Origin of the sequence: Paraburkholderia sp. J94 (genome assembly GCF_905220285.1) — a bacterium.
Classification (GTDB): Bacteria; Pseudomonadota; Gammaproteobacteria; order Burkholderiales; family Burkholderiaceae; genus Paraburkholderia; species Paraburkholderia tropica_A.
In genome coordinates, this window is record NZ_CAJMZH010000020.1 from 113076 (window position 1) to 132850 (window position 19775).

Annotated in this window: 15 protein-coding genes; 12 read left to right on the forward strand and 3 right to left on the reverse strand. The window is 67.1% G+C overall.

Annotated elements, in window-relative coordinates; genetic code table 11:
- Positions 1 to 77: 77 nt before the first annotated feature.
- The 12 genes from U4Y88_RS32950 to U4Y88_RS33005 all read left to right on the forward strand — a co-directional run bounded on the left by U4Y88_RS32950 (position 78) and on the right by U4Y88_RS33005 (position 14809).
- Complete coding sequence (locus U4Y88_RS32950; RefSeq protein ID WP_321789043.1) at positions 78 to 923, forward strand: ATP-binding cassette domain-containing protein; 846 nt, start codon at positions 78 to 80, stop codon at positions 921 to 923.
- Positions 924 to 934: 11 nt separating this feature from the next.
- A complete protein-coding gene (locus tag U4Y88_RS32955) occupies positions 935 to 2215 on the forward strand; it encodes an ABC transporter permease subunit (RefSeq protein ID WP_321789045.1) in 1281 nt (426 codons plus the stop codon).
- A 20-nt stretch (positions 2216 to 2235) separates the two neighbouring features.
- The gene (locus tag U4Y88_RS32960; protein WP_321789046.1) at positions 2236 to 2964 is read left to right on the forward strand and encodes an SDR family oxidoreductase; all 729 of its coding nucleotides are present in this window, start codon (positions 2236 to 2238) and stop codon (positions 2962 to 2964) included.
- A 53-nt stretch (positions 2965 to 3017) separates the two neighbouring features.
- Positions 3018 to 4640: an FGGY-family carbohydrate kinase gene (locus tag U4Y88_RS32965; protein WP_321789048.1), complete on the forward strand. Its 1623-nt coding sequence runs from the start codon at positions 3018 to 3020 to the stop codon at positions 4638 to 4640.
- Positions 4641 to 4818: 178 nt separating this feature from the next.
- Complete coding sequence (gene deoC / locus U4Y88_RS32970) at positions 4819 to 5871, forward strand: deoxyribose-phosphate aldolase (RefSeq protein ID WP_321789050.1); 1053 nt, start codon at positions 4819 to 4821, stop codon at positions 5869 to 5871.
- A 52-nt stretch (positions 5872 to 5923) separates the two neighbouring features.
- Complete coding sequence (locus U4Y88_RS32975; RefSeq protein ID WP_321789051.1) at positions 5924 to 8305, forward strand: aldehyde dehydrogenase family protein; 2382 nt, start codon at positions 5924 to 5926, stop codon at positions 8303 to 8305.
- An 84-nt stretch (positions 8306 to 8389) separates the two neighbouring features.
- Entirely contained in the window at positions 8390 to 8878 is a 489-nt protein-coding gene (locus U4Y88_RS32980; RefSeq protein WP_321789053.1) for an RbsD/FucU family protein, read from the forward strand.
- Positions 8875 to 9813 (forward strand): ribokinase, encoded by a 939-nt coding sequence (locus tag U4Y88_RS32985; protein ID WP_321789055.1) that lies wholly within the window; start codon positions 8875 to 8877, stop codon positions 9811 to 9813. The genes U4Y88_RS32980 and U4Y88_RS32985 overlap by 4 nt, the downstream gene beginning before the upstream one ends.
- 40 nt (positions 9814 to 9853) lie before the next feature.
- A complete protein-coding gene (locus tag U4Y88_RS32990) occupies positions 9854 to 10885 on the forward strand; it encodes an ABC transporter permease (RefSeq protein ID WP_321789056.1) in 1032 nt (343 codons plus the stop codon).
- 143 nt (positions 10886 to 11028) lie between these two features.
- Complete coding sequence (locus U4Y88_RS32995; protein ID WP_321789057.1) at positions 11029 to 12033, forward strand: autoinducer 2 ABC transporter substrate-binding protein; 1005 nt, start codon at positions 11029 to 11031, stop codon at positions 12031 to 12033.
- A 138-nt stretch (positions 12034 to 12171) separates the two neighbouring features.
- Positions 12172 to 13692, forward strand: a complete 1521-nt coding sequence (locus U4Y88_RS33000; RefSeq protein ID WP_405044983.1) for a sugar ABC transporter ATP-binding protein — start codon at positions 12172 to 12174, stop codon at positions 13690 to 13692.
- Between the two features lie 76 nt (positions 13693 to 13768).
- Positions 13769 to 14809: an ABC transporter permease gene (locus U4Y88_RS33005; RefSeq protein WP_321789059.1), complete on the forward strand. Its 1041-nt coding sequence runs from the start codon at positions 13769 to 13771 to the stop codon at positions 14807 to 14809.
- A 57-nt stretch (positions 14810 to 14866) separates the two neighbouring features.
- Here the strand turns inward: U4Y88_RS33005 and U4Y88_RS33010 are convergent, their stop codons facing one another.
- From U4Y88_RS33010 to U4Y88_RS33020, 3 genes are all read right to left on the reverse strand, one after another.
- Positions 14867 to 15646 (reverse strand): DeoR/GlpR family DNA-binding transcription regulator, encoded by a 780-nt coding sequence (locus tag U4Y88_RS33010; protein ID WP_321789061.1) that lies wholly within the window; start codon positions 15644 to 15646, stop codon positions 14867 to 14869.
- Between the two features lie 177 nt (positions 15647 to 15823).
- Positions 15824 to 18052 (reverse strand): GAF domain-containing protein, encoded by a 2229-nt coding sequence (locus tag U4Y88_RS33015; RefSeq protein WP_310630838.1) that lies wholly within the window; start codon positions 18050 to 18052, stop codon positions 15824 to 15826.
- Between the two features lie 342 nt (positions 18053 to 18394).
- Entirely contained in the window at positions 18395 to 19729 is a 1335-nt protein-coding gene (locus tag U4Y88_RS33020) for a chloride channel protein (RefSeq protein WP_321789063.1), read from the reverse strand.
- Positions 19730 to 19775: the final 46 nt, after the last annotated feature.

Below are 19775 nucleotides of genomic sequence, written 5' to 3' on the forward strand. Positions count from 1 at the left end.
CTCTCACACAGCAATGGCATCGACGGCGGGGTCCGGCACGCGCCGGTCCCGCTGGCAGCATTCAGGAGCACCTTTTCATGACTGAACCTTCCACGACCGACGCGCCGCCCGGCGAACTCGTGCTGAGTCTGCGCGGCGTCTCGAAGCACTTCGGCGCGGTCTCGGCGCTGACCGATATCGAACTCGACGTGCGCGCGGGCGAAGTGGTCGCCCTCGTCGGCGACAACGGCGCGGGAAAATCCACGCTGGTGAAAATCCTCGCGGGCGTGCATCAGCCGAGCGCGGGCACCATCACGTTTCGCGGCCAGGAAGTCGTGCTCTCCGACCCGGCGACGGCGCTCGATCTGGGCATCGCCACCGTGTTTCAGGATCTCGCGCTGTGCGAAAACCTCGACGTGGTCGCCAATATCTTTCTCGGCCGCGAGCTGAGCCCGCTGCGGCTCGACGAGGTGCAGATGGAAGTGCGCGCGTGGACGCTGCTCAACGAATTGTCCGCGCGCATTCCGAGCGTGCGAGACGTGGTGGCTTCGCTCTCGGGCGGCCAGCGTCAGACGGTGGCGATCGCGCGTTCGCTGCTGCTCGACCCGAAGCTGATCATGCTCGACGAACCCACGGCCGCGCTCGGCGTGGCGCAGACCGCCGAAGTGCTGAACCTGATCGAGCGCGTGCGCGACAGAGGCCACGCGGTCATCATGATCAGCCACAACATGGAGGACGTGCGCGCCGTGGCCGACCGCATCGTGGTGCTGCGGCTCGGGCGCAACAACGGCGTGTTCTATCCCGATTCCTCCAACGCCGAACTCGTGGCCGCGATCACGGGCGCGACCGAAAACGCTGTCTCGCGCCGCGCGGGGCGCCGCCAGATGCAGCCGCCGCAAGCGCCACAAACGCCACAACAGCACTCGCAACAGGACGTTCAGTGAAAGGCACTCTCATGAGCAAGGACATCCATAGCGCGCCGCCTCCGTCGCCTTCGCCTTCGCAGCCTTCACCGCTGCTCGACCGCAGCGACGTGCGCGTGAAGCACGCGGCCGGTATCGGCGATACCGTTTCCGCTTTCGTCGACCGGGTCCGTTCCGGCGATCTCGGCTCGCTGCCGGTGATCGTGGGCCTCGTCATCATCTGGACCGTGTTTACCAGCCTGAATCCGGTCTTTCTCTCCGCCGACAATCTCGTCAATCTGCTGTTCGACTGCTCGACGGTCGGCGTGATTTCGCTCGGCATCGTCTGCGTGCTGCTGGTGGGCGAGATCGATCTTTCAGTCGGCTCGATGAGCGGCTTCGCCTCGGCGCTCGTCGGCACACTCTGGGTCAATCAGGGCTGGCCCGTGCTGCTCGCCATCGCTGCTGCCGTGGTGGTGGGCGGCATCGTCGGCGCGCTCTACGCGCTGCTGTTGAACCGACTCGGCATGCCGAGCTTCGTCTCCACGCTCGCGGGCCTGCTGGCGATTCTCGGCCTGCAACTCTACGTGCTCGGCACCGACGGTTCGATCAATCTGCCGTATGGCTCGACGATGGTGAACTTCGGACAGCTGATGATCATTCCGGCGATGGTCTCGCACGTGATCGCCTTGCTGCCCGGCGTGGCGATCGTGCTGATCGGACTGCGCACGCGCGAGCGTCGGCGCGCGGCGCGGCTCTCCGCACCGTCGATCGGCGGCCTCGTGGCGCGCGGCGCGATTCTCACCGTGTTTCTCGAAGTCGTCGTCAGCTATCTCGATCGCGGACGCGGCGTGCCGCTGATGTTCGGCCTGTTCCTCGGCCTCGCCGTGGCGATGGATTACGCGCTCAAGCGCACGCGCTGGGGCCGCTCGATGAATGCCGTGGGCGGCAACCGCGAAGCGGCGCGGCGCGCGGGCATCAAGGTCAGCGCCATCTACACGAGCGCCTTCGTGCTGTGTGCGAGCTTCGCGGCGCTCGGCGGCGTGCTCACGGCGGCGCGGCTCGCGTCGGCGAGTCAGCAGGCCGGGACCGGCGACGTCAACCTCAACGCCATCGCGGCGGCCGTGATCGGCGGCACGAGCCTGTTCGGCGGACGCGGCAGCGCGTGGTCGGCGGTGCTCGGCATCATCGTGATCCAGTCGATCGCGAGCGGCCTCACGCTGCTGAATCTCTCGTCGTCGCTGCGCTTCATGATTACCGGCGCCGTGCTGGCGATCGCGGTGATCGTCGACTCGCTCGCGCGCCGTTCGCGTGTCTCGCACGGCCGCGCGTAAATCAACACACCGGAGACTCCATGTCTGAATCGATCAAAGGGAAGGTGGCCGCCATCACGGGCGCGGCCTCGGGTATTGGCTTCGAATGTGCGCGCGCGCTGATCGCGCAGGGCGCGAAGGTCGTGCTGATCGACCGCGCGCAGGAGCGGCTCGCGGCGTGCTGCGCCGAACTCGGCCCGAACGCCTTGCCCTTGCAGGTGGATCTGCTGCAACCGGCGGAAGTCTCGGCGATGCTGCCGAAGATTCTGCAACTCGCGGGCGGTCTCGACATCTTTCACGCGAACGCGGGCACCTATGTGGGCGGCGAAGTGACGACCGGCAATCCCGACGAATGGGACCGCATGCTCAATCTCAACGTCAACGCGGCGTTCCGCTCGGTGCATGCGGTGCTGCCGCATCTGGTCGCGCAGAAGTCGGGCGATATTCTGTTCACGAGTTCGGTGGCGGGCGTGGTGCCGGTGGTGTGGGAGCCGATCTACACGGCCTCGAAGTTCGCCGTGCAGGCCTTCGTGCACACCACGCGCCGCCAGGTCGCGAAGCACGGCGTGCGCGTGGGCGCGGTGCTGCCGGGACCGGTCGTGACCGCCTTGCTCGACGACTGGCCGAAGGCGAAGATGGAAGAGGCGCTGGCGGCGGGCAGCCTGATGCAGCCGGTCGAAGTCGCGGAAGCGGTGGTGTTCATGCTCACGCGTGGGCGCAATGTGACGATCCGCGATCTCGTAATCCTACCGAGCAGCGTCGATCTCTGATCGTCAGGGATGCCAGGTAATTCGCCACGTTCACAATCGCTACTGAATGAACCATGACCTCTGACACCCTGAACGCCGCCACGCGTTACGCGATCGGCGTGGACGTCGGCACGGGCAGCGCCCGCGCCGGTATTTTCGATCCGGCTGGCCGCATGGTGGCCTCCGCGAAGCACGACATCAGCGTCTTTCATGAGAGCGGCGCCATCGTCGAACAATCGAGCGGCGAAATCTGGAACGCCGTGTGCCAGTCCGTGAAGGACGCGCTCGCGCAGGCGGGCGTGGAGCCGGGGCAGATCGCGGGGATCGGCTTCGACGCCACCTGTTCGCTCGTCGTGCTCGGCGAGGGCGGTCAATCCTTGCCGGTAGGGCCGTCCGAACAGGCGGGACGCGACATTATCGTGTGGATGGACCATCGTGCCGTCGAGCAGGCCGAGCGCATCAACGCGACGGATCATGCGGTGCTGAAGTTCGTCGGCGGCAAGATCTCGCCGGAGATGGAAACGCCCAAGCTGCTGTGGCTGCGCGAGCATCGGCCCGCCGTATTCGATGCCGCCTGGCAGTTCTTCGATCTGACCGATTTCCTCACGTGGCGCGCGAGCGGCGACCTCGCGCGTTCGACCTGCACCGTGACCTGCAAATGGACCTATCTCGCGCACGAACAGCGCTGGGACGAGAGCTATTTTCGCGCGGTGGGTCTGGACGTGCTCGCCGACGAAGGCTTCGCGCGCATCGGCGAACGCGTGGTCGAACCGGGCACGCCGCTCGGCCAGGGTTTGACGGCGCAAGCCGCCGCCGAACTCGGCCTGCGCGCGGGCACGCCGGTGGCGGCGGGCGTGATCGATGCGCACGCGGGCGGCATCGGCACCGTGGGCGCGGACGGCGCGCCCGAATCGTGTCTCGCCTACGTGTTCGGCACCTCGTCGTGCACGATGACGACCACGCGCGAACCTGTGTTCGTGCCCGGCGTCTGGGGTCCGTATTACTCGGCGATGGTGCCGCGCACGTGGCTCAACGAAGGCGGGCAGTCGGTCGCGGGCGCGGCCATCGAGCGGCTGCTCGGCATGCATCCGCTCGCGCCCGAGATGCAGCGCCGCGCGGCGGACGAAGGGCAGTCGCTGCCCGTGATGCTTGCCGGTCTCGCGGCACAGCAGTTCAGCGATTTTTCTGGCGCAATTGCGCTCGCAGATGGCCTGCACGTGGTGCCCGAATTCCTCGGCAACCGCGCGCCATTCGCCGATCCTCACGCGCGCGCCGTGATCGCGGGGCTCGGCATGGAGACGGATCGCGCGAGCCTGGTTGCGCTCTATATCGCGGGGATCGCGAGCATCGGTTATGGGCTGCGGCAGATCATCGAGGTGCAGGCGGCGGCGGGCGCGGCGGTCGATCGCGTGGTGATCAGCGGGGGCGCGGGGCGGCTCGATCTCGTGCGCCAACTGCTCGCGGATTCAACCGGCAAACCCGTGCTCGTCACACAGGCCGATGAACCGGTGTTGCTCGGCGCGGCGATGCTCGGCGGCGTGGCGGGCGGCTTGTATGGCGACGTGCGCACGGCGATGTCGGCGATGTCACGGATCGGCGCGACGCATGCGCCGGCCACGGGCGAGATCGCGGCGCTGCACGACGCGCGCTACGACGCGTTCCGGCAATTGCAGAGCGTGGCGCGCGCGATCCGCTGAATGGGTCGATGGGAGCTTGGCGCGAGACAGCTTGCTAACGTTAGCGATACGATTGTAACGAGTATTGTCACGATCGTTTCATCGGTATAGGATGAGTGCAAATAAACCATCACGGTTTGATGTGCATTGCACAAATTTCGCTAGACAGACTTCGCCAGCCTAATCAAGCTCAAAGCGTATGCCCACAGCGTCTGAAGCCTCCAAGCAACCTGTCGTCGCGTTGCGACACGCCACGTCCGCCGCGCCTGCTGCGTCTGTCGTGTCCGGCACGACAGACGTTCACCTCGATCGCAATCCCGGCACGGCGTTCGACACGGCGTGGATCGACGCCTTGCGCGTCAATCAATCCGCCGTCGAACGCCGCACGGCCACGCTCGGCACGCGCCGCGCCGTCAAGAAAGACGCGCAGGCCGCGTGGCTCCTGAAGGCCGTCACCTGCATCGACCTCACCACGCTCAGCGGCGACGACACCGAAGGCCGCGTGCGCCGCCTCTGCGCGAAAGCGCGCCATCCCGTGCGGGCCGACCTGCTCGCCGCGCTCGGCATGGCGCCCGAGTCGATCAAGACCGGCGCGGTGTGCGTCTATCACCGTTTCGTGGCGGCCGCCGTCGACGCGCTCGACGGTAGCGGCATTCCGGTCGCGGCGGTGTCCACGGGCTTTCCGGCGGGGCTCAATCCGCACGCGCTCAAGCTCAAGGAGATCGAAGCCTCGGTCGCCGACGGCGCAAAGGAAATCGATATCGTCGTCACGCGCGAATACGTGCTCACGGGCAACTGGCGCGCGCTCTACGACGAAGTGCGCGAGTTCCGCGCGGCTTGCGGCGACGCGCATCTGAAGGCGATTCTCGCGACCGGCGATATCCGCGTGCTGTCGAACATTGCGAAGGCCTCGATGGTCTGCATGATGGCGGGCGCGGATTTCATCAAGACGTCGACGGGCAAGGAAGGCGTGAACGCCACGCTCGACGTCTCGCTCGTGATGGTGCGCATGATCCGTGAGTATCGCGAGCGTACCGGCGTGCTCGTCGGTTTCAAGCCCGCGGGCGGCGTGTCCACGGCGAAGTCGGCGCTCGCGTATCAGATCCTGATGAAAGAGGAACTGGGGCGGCCGTGGCTCGAACCGGAGCTGTTCCGCTTCGGCGCATCGAGTCTGCTCGCCGATATCGAGCGCCAGCTGGAACATCACGTGAGCGGGCGCTATTCCGCGTTCCATCGCCACCCCGTTGCCTGATCGCGGCGAGCCGCGCGCAGTGATACGCAATCACTTTGACCAGACCACACCGATGAGCGTAGCCGAGTACTTTCGAACGATGGATTACGGTCCCGCCCCCGAGGACGATCAGCCGGTGCGCGCGTGGCTCGCGCAGCACGAAGGCGTGTTTGGCCATTTCATCGACGGCGCGTGGCGTGCGCCCGCAGGCGGCGAGCGCTTCGAAGTGCGCGCGCCCGCGACGGGCGAGCCGCTCGCGCAAGTCGCGCAAGGCAATGCCGACGACGTCGCCGCAGCCGTCGCGGCGGCCCGCGCGGCGCAGCCCGCCTGGCAGGCGCTCGGCGGCGCGGCGCGCGCGCGTCATCTCTACGCGCTTTCGCGCATGGTGCAGCGGCACAGCCGCCTGTTCGCCGTGCTCGAAGCGCTCGACAACGGCAAGCCGATCCGCGAAACGCGCGACATCGACGTTCCGCTGGTCGCGCGTCACTTCCTGCATCACGCGGGTTGGGCGCAACTTCAGGATACCGAACTATCGGGCTGGTCGCCGCTCGGTGTGATCGGCCAGATCGTGCCGTGGAATTTTCCGCTGCTGATGCTCGCGTGGAAGGTCGCGCCCGCCATTGCGCTCGGTAATTGCGTGGTGCTCAAGCCCGCCGAATACACGCCGCTCACCGCGCTGCTGTTCGCCGAACTCGCGCATCGCGCCGGGTTGCCGAAGGGCGTGCTCAACGTGGTGACCGGCGATGGCGGCACGGGCGCGGCGCTCGTCGAGCAGCCGGGCGTCGACAAGATCGCGTTCACGGGATCGACCGAAGTGGGGCGCCACATCCGCACAGCCACGGCGGGCTCGGGCAAGTCGCTCACGCTTGAACTGGGCGGCAAGTCGCCGTTCATCGTCTTCGACGACGCCGATCTCGACGGCGCGGTCGAAGGCGTGGTCGACGCGATCTGGTTCAACCAGGGCCAAGTCTGCTGCGCCGGTTCGCGTCTGCTCGTGCAGGAAGGCGTGGAAGCGCGCTTCATCGAGAAGCTCAAGCGCCGCATGAGCACGCTGCGCGTGGGGAATTCGCTCGACAAGGGTATCGATATCGGCGCGATCGTCGATCCGGTGCAACTCGAACGCATCAGTTCGCTCGTGGAAGCGGGCAAGCGCGAAGGTTGCACGGTATGGCAGCCCGCCGAAGTGGCGTTGCCCGCAGGCGGCTGTTTCTATCCGCCGACGCTCGTGACCGATGTCGCGCCCGCTTCGACGCTCGCGCAAGAGGAGATCTTCGGCCCGGTGCTCGCGGCGATGAGTTTCCGCACGCCCGAGGAAGCCGTGGCGCTCGCGAACAACTCGCGCTATGGGCTCGCGGCCAGCGTCTGGAGCGAGACCATCGGGCGCGCGCTCGATATCGCGCCGCGTCTGCAATGCGGCGTCGTGTGGATCAACGCGACGAATCTGTTCGATGCGAGCGTGGGTTTCGGCGGCTATCGCGAATCGGGATTCGGACGCGAGGGCGGACGCGAGGGCGTCTACGAATATCTGAAGCCCGCCGACTGGAGCAAGCTGCCGATGCGCGCGCCGCGCGCGGAGCGCGCACCGCGCCAGGAAGCGAGTGCCTTGAGCGGATCGCTCGATCGGACTCCGAAGCTGTTTATCGGCGGCAAGCAGGTACGTCCCGATAGCGGTTATTCGCATCCGGTCTACGCGCCGAATGGCGAGTGGGTTGGCGAAGTGGGCGCGGGCAGCCGCAAGGACGTGCGCGACGCCGTGGCCGCCGCGCGCGGCGCGCAGAAGTGGACGCAGGCGAGCACGCACAATCGCGCCCAGGTGCTGTATTACCTCGCGGAAAACCTGAGCGCCCGCGCCGAGGAATTCGCGCGCCAGCTCGTGCGCCGCGCCGGTTACGACGCCCGCGCCGCCACACGCGAAGTGGAGGCGTCCATCGACCGCCTCTTCACCTACGCCGCCTGGGCCGACAAGTTCGACGGCGCGGTGCATACACCGCCGCTGCGCGGCGTGGCGCTCGCCATGCACGAAGCGCTCGGCGTGATCGGCATCGCGTGCCCCGACGAAGCGCCGCTGCTCGCGTTCGTTTCGCTCGTCGCGCCCGCGCTGGCGATGGGCAATCGCGTGGTGGTGCTCGCGAGCGAGACCAGCCCGCTCGCGGCCACGGATCTTTATCAGGTCGTGGAAACCTCCGACGTGCCTGCGGGCGTGCTCAACATTCTGACCGGCGAGCGCGCCGCCTTGCTGCCCGCGCTCGCGAAACACGACGACGTGGATGCGCTCTGGTGCTTCGGCACGGCTGCCGATTCGGCGCTCGCGGAGCGCGAATCGGTGGGCAATCTCAAGCGCACCTTCGTCGATTACGGCAAGCAGTTCGACTGGTTCGATCGCGCGAATGCGGGACTGCCGTTCCTGCGTCACGCGGTGCAGGTGAAGAACATCTGGATACCTTATGGCGATTGATCGTGATTGATTGAGCAGATCACCGGGCGGCCCGCGAACGCATAAAACAAAGCGCGCGCCGCACACTCTACGGAGGAGACATTCATGCTGAAGAATCTGGACCCGCTGCTGAACGCCGACGTCCTGCAGGCGTTGCGCGCGATGGGTCATGGCGACGAACTGATCGTCTGCGATGCGAATTTCCCGGCCGATTCCGTCGCGCGCGCGACGGTGCTCGGCAAGCTGCTGCGCATGGACGGCGCCGATGCGCCGCGTGCCGTGCGCGCCATTCTCTCGGTGCTGCCGCTCGACACCTTCGTGGAAACGCCCGCGATGCGCATGGAAGTGGTCGGCGAACCGAGCACGATTCCCACCGTGCAGCGTGAGGCGCAAGCCGAAGTCGATGCCGCCGAAGGCCGCGCCGTGCCGTTCGCCTCGATCGAGCGTCATGCGTTCTACGCCCGCGCGCGCAAGGCCTATTGCGTGATCGCCACGGGCGAGGCGCGCGGCTACGGCTGCTTCGTGTTCACGAAGGGCGTGATCCTCGCGCCCGATGCGCCCGGTGCCACGCACACGCAGGAGCCGGGACGATGAGCGAGCGCGTCGTCATCCTCGGGATTTATGTGACCGATCTCGCGTTTCGCGCGCGTCGCATGCCGGTGATCGGCGAGACCATCGCGGGCTCGGCGTTCGCGATGGGGCCGGGCGGCAAGGGCTCGAATCAGGCGGTGGCGGCGGCGCGTGCGGGCGCGGACGTGGTGTTCTGCACGCGTCTGGGCAACGACGCGTTCGGCGAGATCGCGCGCGCGACCTGGGCCGCTGAAGGCATCACCGCGCGTGCTCCGGCCATCGACGGCATGGCCACGGGCGCGGCGCATATCTTCGTCGACGAAACCACGGGCATGAACGCGATCATCGTCGCGCCGGGCGCGGCGGGCACGATGGAAGCCGCCGATGCCGAAGCGATCGAAGCCGATATCGCGGCCTCGCGCGTGTTCGTCACGCAACTCGAACAGCCGCTCGACGCCGCGCGTCGCGGGCTCGAAATCGCGCGCCGCCATGGCGTGACGACGGTGTTCAATCCGGCGCCCGCGATGGCGCTGCCCGACGATATCTACGCGCTCTGCGATTACGTCACGCCCAACGAAACCGAAGCCGCCGCGCTCACCGGCATCGCCGTGCGCAACGCCGACGACGCGCGCCGCGCCGCCGACGTGCTGCTCGCGAAGGGCGCAGGCGCGGTGGTCGTCACGCTCGGCGAGGCGGGCGCGCTGCTGCACACGCGCGACGCCTCGGTGCTGCTGCCCGCGTACCAATGCGGGCCGGTGGTGGAAACGGCGGGCGCGGGCGATGGCTTCACGGGCGGTTTCGCGGCGGCGCTCGCGCGCGGCGACGACGCACTCGCGGCCACGCGTTTCGGTTGCGCGCTCGCGGGCATTTCGGTGACGCGTCCCGGCACCGCGCCGTCCATGCCCACGCGCGCGGAAGTGGACGCGATGCTCGCGCGCGCGCCCGTGGCGGCGCATTGAAACGCGGCGCGCGTTGACGAACTCGCACAGGATGATGTCCATGAAGGCTTCGTTTTTGGCTCGATGTTTCGGCGACCGGCAACTGAATTTTCTGCTGGCCGTGAATCTGCTCGTCGTGCTGGTCGCCATTGCGCTCTCGCACGGCCAGTTCGTCGGCATCGATAATTTGCAGTCGATGGGTTCGCAGTTGCCCGAGGTCGCGCTGCTCGCGCTCGGCATCATGCTCTCGATGCTCTCAGGCAACGGCGGCATCGATCTCTCGGGCGTGGGGCTCGCGAATCTCTCGGGCATGATCGCGGCGCTGATCGTGCCGCATGTCGTGAGCGGCGACGATTCGCCCGCGCTCTACACCGCGCTGTTCTGCGCGATCGTGGTGGGCATGGGATTGCTCGGCGGGCTGCTCAACGGTGTCGTGATCGCGCGGCTCGGCCTCACGCCGATTCTCTGCACGCTCGGCACGCAACTGCTGTTCACGGGCATTGCGGTGGCGCTCAGCAACGGCGCATCGGTGCACGTCGATTATGTCGAACCGCTCGCCGATATCAGCAACGGCACGTTCTTTCAGGTGCCGATCTCGTTCCTGCTGTTCGTCGCGGTGGTGATCGTGCTCGGCTGGCTGCTGCGGCGCACGCCGTTCGGCTTGCGCCTCTATCTGATGGGCACGAACCAGCGCGCCGCGTTCTACGCGGGTATTCCGCGCGCGCGCATGCTGATCACCACCTACGCGATGTGCGGCGTGATGGCCTCGCTCGCGGGTCTCGTGAGCGTCTCGCACACGCTCAGCGCGAAATGGGATTACGGCAATTCGTATCTGCTGATCGCGATCCTGATCGCGGTGATGGGCGGCGTGAATCCGTCGGGCGGCTATGGACGCATCATCTGCGTGTTTTTTGCCGCGACGGTGCTGCAATTCCTGTCGAGCCTGTTCAACCTGATGGGTGTGTCGCAATTCTTCGGCGATTGCGCGTGGGGCTTTCTGCTGCTGCTCTCGCTCGCGTTCGCGGGCGCGGAACGCGTGCGCTCGATCTTCGGAATCGGCGCGGCGCCGGGCGCGCGCAAGCGGCCAGGCTGAAGCCGGTTTTCGAAGGTACATCGTCGAAGGTACATCGTCGAAAGCACATCGTCGAAAGCACATCGATACAGCGCGCGGACATCGAGCCTCGGACGTCCGCCGCCAGACATTTCGGGGCGACAGCGAACAACAAAGGAGACAAGATGAAGCTCAAACGACTCAGCATCGCGCTCGCGGCTGGCGCACTCGCGGCGGGCACGTTCGCCGTGGCGCAGGCCCAGGACAAGCAGACCATCGTCACGGTGGTGAAGGTGACCGGCATTAGCTGGTTCAACCGCATGGAAGAGGGCGTGAAGGAGTTCGGCAAGGACAATCCGAATATCACCGTGTATCAGACGGGTCCGGGCCGCGCCGACGCCGCGCAGCAACTGAAGATCATCGACGACCTGATCGCGAAGAAAGTGAGCGCGATTGCCGTGGTGCCCTACGATCCGCCGACGCTCGAACCGGCGCTCAAGAAGGCGATGGATCGCGGCATCAAGGTCGTCACGCACGAAGCGGACAACGAGAAGAACACGATGGTCGACGTCGAGGCCTTCGACAACAGCGCCTATGGCGCGGCGCTCAACGACCGCCTCGCGACCTGCATGCACAGCGAAGGCAAATGGGCGACGCTGGTCGGCTCGCTCGGCAGCCGCTCGCAGGTGCAATGGGCCAATGGCGGCATCGACAACGCGAAGAAGAAGTATCCGAAGATGCAGCTCGTCGAGACCAACCTCGAAACCAATAACGACGGCGAACGCGCTTATGAAGTCGCGAAGGAAACGCTGCGCAAGCATCCCGACCTGAAGGGCTTCCAGGGCTCGTCGTCGCTCGACGTGATCGGCATCGGCCGCGCGGTCGAGGAAGCGGGCCTGCAAGGCAAGATCTGCGTCTACGGCACGGGTCTGCCGACCGAGGCCGGCAAGTACCTCGAAAGCGGCGCGATCAACGGCATCGCGTTCTGGGACCCGAAGCTCGCGGGCATGGCGATGAACAAGATCGCCAAGCTGCTGCTCGACGGCAAGACCGTGGAGAACGGCGCGAATCTCGGCCTGCCGGGTTACGAGAAGGTGACGGTGTCGAAGGGTCCGGGCAAGGGCATCATCGTGCGCGGCCAGGGCTGGGTCAGCGTCGACAAGTCGAACTACAAGCAATACAACTTCTGATCGCGTGAAGGCGTCATGAAGGTGTCGTGAAGCGCGGCGCGTGTTTTCGCCATGAAGCGAAGCGCGCGCCGCGCGATCGAAGCGGGTCACTTGATTCAACTTGAAGCAACGGAACGCACTGTCGGGATGAGTGAGGATATGGCTTCGGAACCGTTATTGCAGGTGCTCGGCGTGCACAAGCGCTTCACGGGCGTGCATGCGCTGCGCGGCGTCACGCTCACGTTCGAGCGCGGGCAGATCTATCACCTGCTCGGCGAGAACGGCTGCGGCAAGAGCACGCTCATCAAGATCATTTCGGGCGCGCAGCCGCCCGATGAAGGCGAGATCGTGATCGACGGCGCGCGTCATGCGAGTCTGTCGCCGCTCGAATCGCTCGCGGCGGGCATCGAGACCGTCTATCAGGATCTCTCGCTGCTGCCGAACATGAACGTGGCCGAAAACGTGGGCCTCACGGCGGAACTCGCGGAACACGGCGGGCGTCTCTCGCGCACCTTCGACCGGCGCGAACTCGCGCGCACGGCGGCGCGCGCGCTCAACGCGGTGGGCCTGCCCGGCGACGCCGATTTCCAGGCCACGCTGATCGAACAACTGCCGCTCGCGACGCGCCAGCTCGTGGCGATCGCGCGCGCCATCGCGAGCGAGGCGAAGTTCGTCATCATGGACGAGCCCACGACCTCGCTCACGCAAAAGGAAGTGACGAACCTGATCGCCGTGCTCGCGCAATTGCGCGCGAGCGGCGTGACCGTGCTGTTCGTGAGCCACAAGCTCGACGAATGCTATGCGATCGGCGGCGAGGTGATCGTGCTGCGCGACGGCCAGAAGGTCACGCAAGGGCCGATCACCGATTACACCAAGGCGCAGTTGAGCGAACTGATGACGGGACGCTCGCTCTCGACCGAACGCTACCGCGCGGCCTCGGCGGCTTCGAACGTGCTGCTCGACGTGCGCGGGCTGGGCCGCGCGGGCGCGTTTCGCGACGTGTCGTTCACGCTGCATCGCGGCGAGATTCTCGGCATCACGGGCCTGCTCGATTCGGGCCGCAACGAACTCGCGCGTGCGCTCGCGGGCGTCGCGCCCGCGCAAAGCGGCAGCGTCACGCTCGAAGGCCAGCCCATCGTGCTCGCCACGCCCGCCGACGCCAAACGCGCGCGCATCGGTTACGTGCCGGAAGACCGCCTGAACGAAGGGCTATTTCTCGACAAGCCGATTCGCGACAACGTGATCACCGCGATGATCTCGAGCCTGCGCGACCGCTTCGGCCAGATCGACCGCGTGCGCGCCCGCGCGCTCGCCGAGGACACCGTGAAGGAATTGCAGATCGCCACGCCGAACGTGGAGAAAGCCGTGCAGTCGCTCTCGGGCGGCAACCAGCAGCGCGTGCTGATCGGCCGCTGGCTCGCCATCGACCCGCACGTGCTGATTCTGCACGGCCCGACCGTGGGCGTGGACGTGGGCTCGAAGGACATCATCTATCGCATCATGCAGCGGCTTTCGGAGCGCGGCATCGGCATTCTGCTCGTGAGCGACGACTTGCCGGAACTGCTGCAAAACAGCGACCGCGTGCTGATGATGCGTAAAGGCCGCATCGCCGAGGAGCATCGCGCCGAAGGACTGACCGAAGCCGAACTGTATCGCGCGCTGCTTGCCGAGGCCGCGTGATGTACGCGCCGCACGTGATGTACGCACCGCACCCGATGCCGTTTCGCCCGATGACACGAACGCAGCAGGCCACCGCATGAGCATGAATCAGACCATGAGCACGTCCAATACCGTCAAAGTCGCGCGTCAATCGCCGCCGCTGAACTGGCGCGCGAAGCTCGCGCGCAATCCCGAGTGGTTCACCGGCACGCTGATCGTCATCACCTGCATCGTGGTCGCGTCGATCAATCCGCGCTTCTTTCAGTGGGCCACGCTGTTCGACCTGCTGCATTCGGCGACCACGACGTCGCTGTTCGCGCTCGGCACGCTCGTGGTGCTCGCGTCGGGCGGCATCGACGTGTCGTTCACGGCCATCGGCGCGCTCACGATGTACGCGATCACCAAAGCCGTGTTCGCCTGGTGGCCCGACGCGCCGTTCGCGCTGATCCTGGTCGCGGGCGCGGTGGGCGGCGTGTTGCTCGGCATGGTCAACGGGCTGCTCGTGCATCGTTTGCAGGCGCCTTCGCTGATCGTGACGATCGGCACGCAGTATCTGTATCGCGGGGTGCTGCTGACTTTCGTCGGCACGGTGTTCTTCATGAATATCCCGCACAGCATGGATCATTTCGGACGCATTCCGCTGATCGCCTACAAGACCGCCGACGGGCTCAACGCGGTGCTGCCCGCATCGGCGATTGCGCTTGTGCTGGCCGCGCTGCTCACATGGTGGCTGCTCAATCGCACGATGATGGGACGCGGCGTCTACGCGATGGGCGGCAGCACCGCGATTGCGGAACGGCTCGGCTTCAATCTGCGCGCGATCCGCCTGTTCGTGTTCGGCTATACGGGTTTTCTGGCGGGCGTGGCGGGCATCCTGCACGTGTCGAACACGCGGCTCGCCAATCCGTTCGATCTGGTGGGTTCGGAACTCGACGTGATCGCCGCCGTGATTCTGGGCGGCGCGCGCATCACGGGCGGCAGCGGCACCGTGGTCGGCACGCTGCTGGGCGTGGCGCTCGTCACGCTCATCAATAACGTGCTGATTCTGATCGGCGTGCCGAGCACCTGGCAGAAGGTGGTGATCGGCGCGTTCATTCTGGTCGCGGGCACGCTGTTCGCGCTGCGCCGGCGCGGCTGAATTCGTTGCTGCTTCGAGACGGGCGGCCGCGTTTTACGCGGGCCGCCCGTTGTGCATTCAGGCCTTGCTGCGCTTGCGCGGCGCGGCGCCTTTTTCGCCAACCTTTTCGACACCCTTTTCGCCACGTTGCTCGCTGCCTTTCTCAGTGATGATCGACGCGAAGTCGCCCATCTGCGCGAAACGCCACGCCTTTACAACGCCGAATTTGCTTGCGTCCACAACGAGATGACTTTCGACGGCGCTCGCCATCGCGGCCTGCTTGAGCGCCACTTCGTGGAAATTCCAGCACGTCACGCCGCGCGCCTCGTCGATGCCGCCCGCCGAAATAAACGCCTTGTTGATGCCCATGCGGCGCAGCATCTCCAGGCTTTCGTCACCCGCGAACGAGTCCGACGACGGCACATACACGCCGCCCAGCAAGATCATGCGCACGTTGGGCATGCGCCGCAGCACCTCGGCCACGTTCAGCGAATAGCACACGGCCGTGATCTGCAGATGCGCGGGAATCAGGCGCGCGAAGGCGGCGAGCGTGGTGCCGCAATCGATGAAGATCGTGTCGTTCTCGGCGATCAGTCGCGCCGCGTGCGCGGAGGCCTGCGCCTTGGCCGCCGCGAAGTGATCCTTCTCGTGTTCGAGCGAATAGCCCGCGGCGTTGGGCACGTGCTCGGCGCTGACGATATAGCCGCCGAGATAGGTGAAGCGTTCGGGATTGGCGCCGATGTCGCGCCGCACGGTCATTTCGGACACGCCGAGCAGCGCGGCCGCGTCCTTGAGATGCATGACGTTGTGTTGGGCGAGCGCGTCGGCAAGCGCTTGCAGCCGGTCGGGTTTGGCCATGTGATCGTCCGCCTTGCCGCGCCGGGGAGGGGCGCAACATCCGTTAGATTTGTATCGATTACGTGATCGGATTATAACAAAGCGCGATGGGCGTGTAACCGGCGAAGCGGACGCGCGCGGGTTTTTACCGGCGTTTTATGCGTGTTTTATGCGTGTTATGAGCTGGGCGTGGCCGTGTTACGACGTGTGTCGCGGCAGCGCGGAAGCCGCGGGCAACACGATGCGGATGCAGGCTTCGTGGTCGCTGAAGCTGCCCACGAGCGTGCCGTCGTGGCCCTTGACGATCGCGTGCGCGATATAGAGCCCGAGGCCGAGGCCGCCGCGATTGGACGGATTGTCGAGCGAGCCGCTCTTGAACGGATCGAGCAGGCGCTCGAACGGCACGGCCGGACGCTCGAGCAGGCGATTGCGGATCTCGATGCGCGGTCCTTCGGGCGTGAGCGTGGCGGCGAGCGTGACGCTTGCGCCCGCGTCGCCGTGCTTGCGCGCGTTGCCGAGCAGATTGGTGAGCGCCTGGGTGAGCCGGTCGGGATCGACGTAGGCGTTGCCGAGATCGTCGGCGAGCTGCACGTCGAGCACCATGCCCGGATAGGCGAGGCGCGTCTGTTCGGCGACCGATTCGAGCAGCTCGCGCAGCGGCGCGTCCTCGCGCTTGAGGCCGAGCCCCATGCCCGAGCGGATGCGGCTCACGTCGAGGATATAGCCGATCAGCGACTGCATGCGCCGCGTCGAGCCTTCCACGCGCTTGACCGTGTCGTTGCCGGTGGCGAGGCCGCGTCCCATCAGCAGCATCGCCATGTTGATGGTCTGGATCGGGTCGCGCAGATCGTGGCCGAGCGTGGCGAGCAGCGTGGTCCGCGCGCGCTCCGATTCGCGCATCTGCACGAGCGCGATCTCCTGGAGGATCGAACGCAGTTCGCGCGCCGCGAGCTGATCGAATTCGCTCCAGTCGCGGCAGCGGCCCGTGACGGTCTGCTTCCAGACTTCGAACGAGCCGCGCGGCGTGAGGCGCGGGCCGTTCGGGCCTTGCGCCACGACCTTGTCGGGCGGCCCGGCCCAATGAATCGTCTCGACCAGTTCGTCGCGCAGCCAGACGATCGTGATGCGGCTGTCGCCCTGCATCTGGATCGCGAGACAGCCTGCCGCGCGGTTCGCGGCGAGGCCTTGCGCGAGCGCTTCGGGCAGGGCGTCGGCGGTGCTCGCGCAGGCGAGATGCTCGACGCGCGTGCGCGCCATGTGCTGCGCGAGTTCGAGCAGCGTCTCGCGGCTCACGGTGCTGGCGTCGGCGCGTTTGCCGCGCAGCACCACTTCGTTGTCGACCACGAGCGCCACCGTTTCGCAATCGACGAGCGCGGCGATATCGGGCGCGGCGCGCACGAGTCCGGCGAGCGGCGAATCGGCTTGCGCGAGTTCGCCTGCGATATGCGTGCGCAGATCGTGGATGCGGCGGTCGGCGTCGGCGCGCTGGGTCGCCTCGATCTGGCCGATCAGGATCGACACGACCTGCGTGAGCACCGTCGACGAAAGCCGCACCGCGTGCGAGGCGCGGTAGGGCGTCACGTGATGGCAGGCGAACAGGCCCCAGAGCTGGCCGTCGCGGATGATCGACACGCTCATCGAAGCGGCCACGCCCATGTTGCGCAGGTACTCGATATGGATCGGCGAGACGCTGCGCAGCACCGAGTGGCTGAGGTCGAACGGCATGCCCGACTGCGGATGCGTGGGCGGCTCGATCGGCACCGGCCCGGCGTTGACGTCGGCGATCTGGCGGATCGGATTGAGCACGTAGAGGCGGCGCGCCTGCTGCGGAATATCGCTCGCGGGATAGCGCTGGTGCAGATAGGCGGGCAGGTCGTCGCGCTTCGCTTCGGCGATCACTTCGCCGCTGCCGTCGGCCATGAAGCGATAGCCCATCACGCGGTCGAAGCCGGTCATCGCGCGGATCGCTTCGGAGGCGGCTTGCAGCAGTTGCCGCACGTTGTCGTGGCGCGCGGCCTGCAAGCGCTGGATCGCGCGCTGCGCGAACAGCGCGAATTGCGTGGCGGCCGGCGACTTCAGGCTGATCTGTTCGAACTCGACGACGAGCGTGTCGTCGGCCCAGTGCATGATGAGGTCGAAGCGCTCGCCCGTCGCGCCCTTGCACTCGACGCTCTCGCTCGTCATCTCGCGGTCGGCGAGCGCGGCGCGAATCGTCTGGCGAGAGAGCGGGCTCAGATGGAGGTCGGTGATCGGCTCGCCGAGGCCGGGCACGGCCCCGAGCCATTCGCACGCGTTGGCGCTGCGCGCGATCAGGCAGCCTTGCGCGTCGAAGCACAGCAGCGCGCCATGCGGCTGGATGCGGCCCAGCAGATGAATCGGCTCGCGGTCGCAGTTCGCGACGATTTCGGCGATTTCGGGCTTGTTCAAGGTCGGATGGCTTCGGCTCGGACGCTCGCGCGCAGAGGGCCTGCGGCTTTCGCGTGACTTTCGCATTGTCCGCGAAGCCTGGGCGCGATGCCAAGGAGAATCGTGGCGCGAATGCGGCCGCGATGCGGGGTGGGTGGACGGCGGCGGCGGGGCGTCAGGTCGTGCCGCGATGAGGTGCGGGGCGCGAGGGTGCGTATTCGTCGTCCGCTGCGTTGCGGGTGCGGGTTCGGTGTGGGTTCGGTGTGGGTTCGATTACGTTTGCGACTGTGTGCGACTGTCCACGAATCCGCGCGAACGTGGCGCGCGTGCAGGCTCGCGCGCCTCATGCAGCCGCGCCGGAACTCAGGCGCTCGTGCGCTCCGTCTGCCGGGCGACCAGCGCCTCGGCCTGGCGCGCGGGCGTCTTCACGCGCAGCGCGAGCAGCGCGGGCAGCGCGCGGAAGGTCAGCACCGAACCGGCCACGGCGAGCAGCAGCGGGAACAGCAGGTCGTGGCTCGCGTGCGTGAACTCGACGATCAGCACGATCGCGGTGAGCGGCATCTGCATCGAGGCGGCGAGGAACGCGCCCGCGCCGATCAGCGCGCACGCACCGGGCGCCATGCCGGGCAGGAAGTGATTCCAGATGCCGCCGAGCACGACCGCGAGCAGCGCGCCATTCGTCAGACCCGGCGTGAGCAGGCCGCCTTCGGCGCCCGCGCGCAGCGTCGACGCCTCGATCGCCACCTTCAGCACGAGCAGCGCTGCCGCGAGCCCGATGCCCAGTTCGCCGCCGAACGAGAGCGACGCCGCGCCCTTGCCGTTGCCCGCGAGTTGCGGAAAGACCATCGTGAGCGCGCCGATCGCCGCGAAGTTCAGCACCGAGAGCACGACGAGATTCACCCCGCGCGGCGCATGCGAACGCGCGCTCGACGTGAGCTGCACGAAACCATAGGCGGCGAGACCGAACAGCGGTCCGCAGACGGCGGCCCAGATCAGCAGCGGCGCGCTCGACACGAACGCGGGCACGACATATTGCTGCTCGTTGCCGAGGCCGCTCCAGGCGACCACGGCGGCGACCGTCGAGGTCACGAGCGCCGCGATCAGCGCGCGCGGCGCGAAGGTGCCGAGCAGCACTTCGAGCACGAACACGGCGCCGCCGAGCGGCACGTTGTAGACGGCGGCGAGGCCCGCGCCCGCGCCGCAGGCCACGATCAGGCGGCAGTCGTCGCTGGTGAGACCGGCGCGATGCGCGAGACGTCCGGCGAACAGCGAGCCGATTTCGCGCGGCGCGACTTCGCGGCCGAGCGGCGAACCGAGCGCCACGGTCACGATCTGCAACAGCGCGTGCACGACGGTGCTCACGAACGGCATGCGCGGATCGGCCGAGCCGACCGCCTTGCGGATGCTCACGAGCGGCTTGCCGTAGCGATAGAGCGCGGCCCAGCCGAGACCAGCGACGAGCCCGCACGCGCTCAGCACGATCAGCCGGCGCAGCGGCGCGGCGGCGCTCACGCCGTCGAGAAAGCTTTCGTGGCCGACGAGCTGCCCGAGGCTGTAGCCGTAGGCGACGTGCTGGACGAAGTGCAGCAGCAGCGCGAGCGCCATGCCGCCCAGGCCCGCGCCGACGCCCGTCAACACGGTGACGAGCGCGAAGGCGAGCGGTTTGCTGGGTGCGGCGGTGGCGGGACGAGCGTTCATGGCAGCCTGCTTGAGGTCTTCGGGTTATTGATTACGGGATAACCCG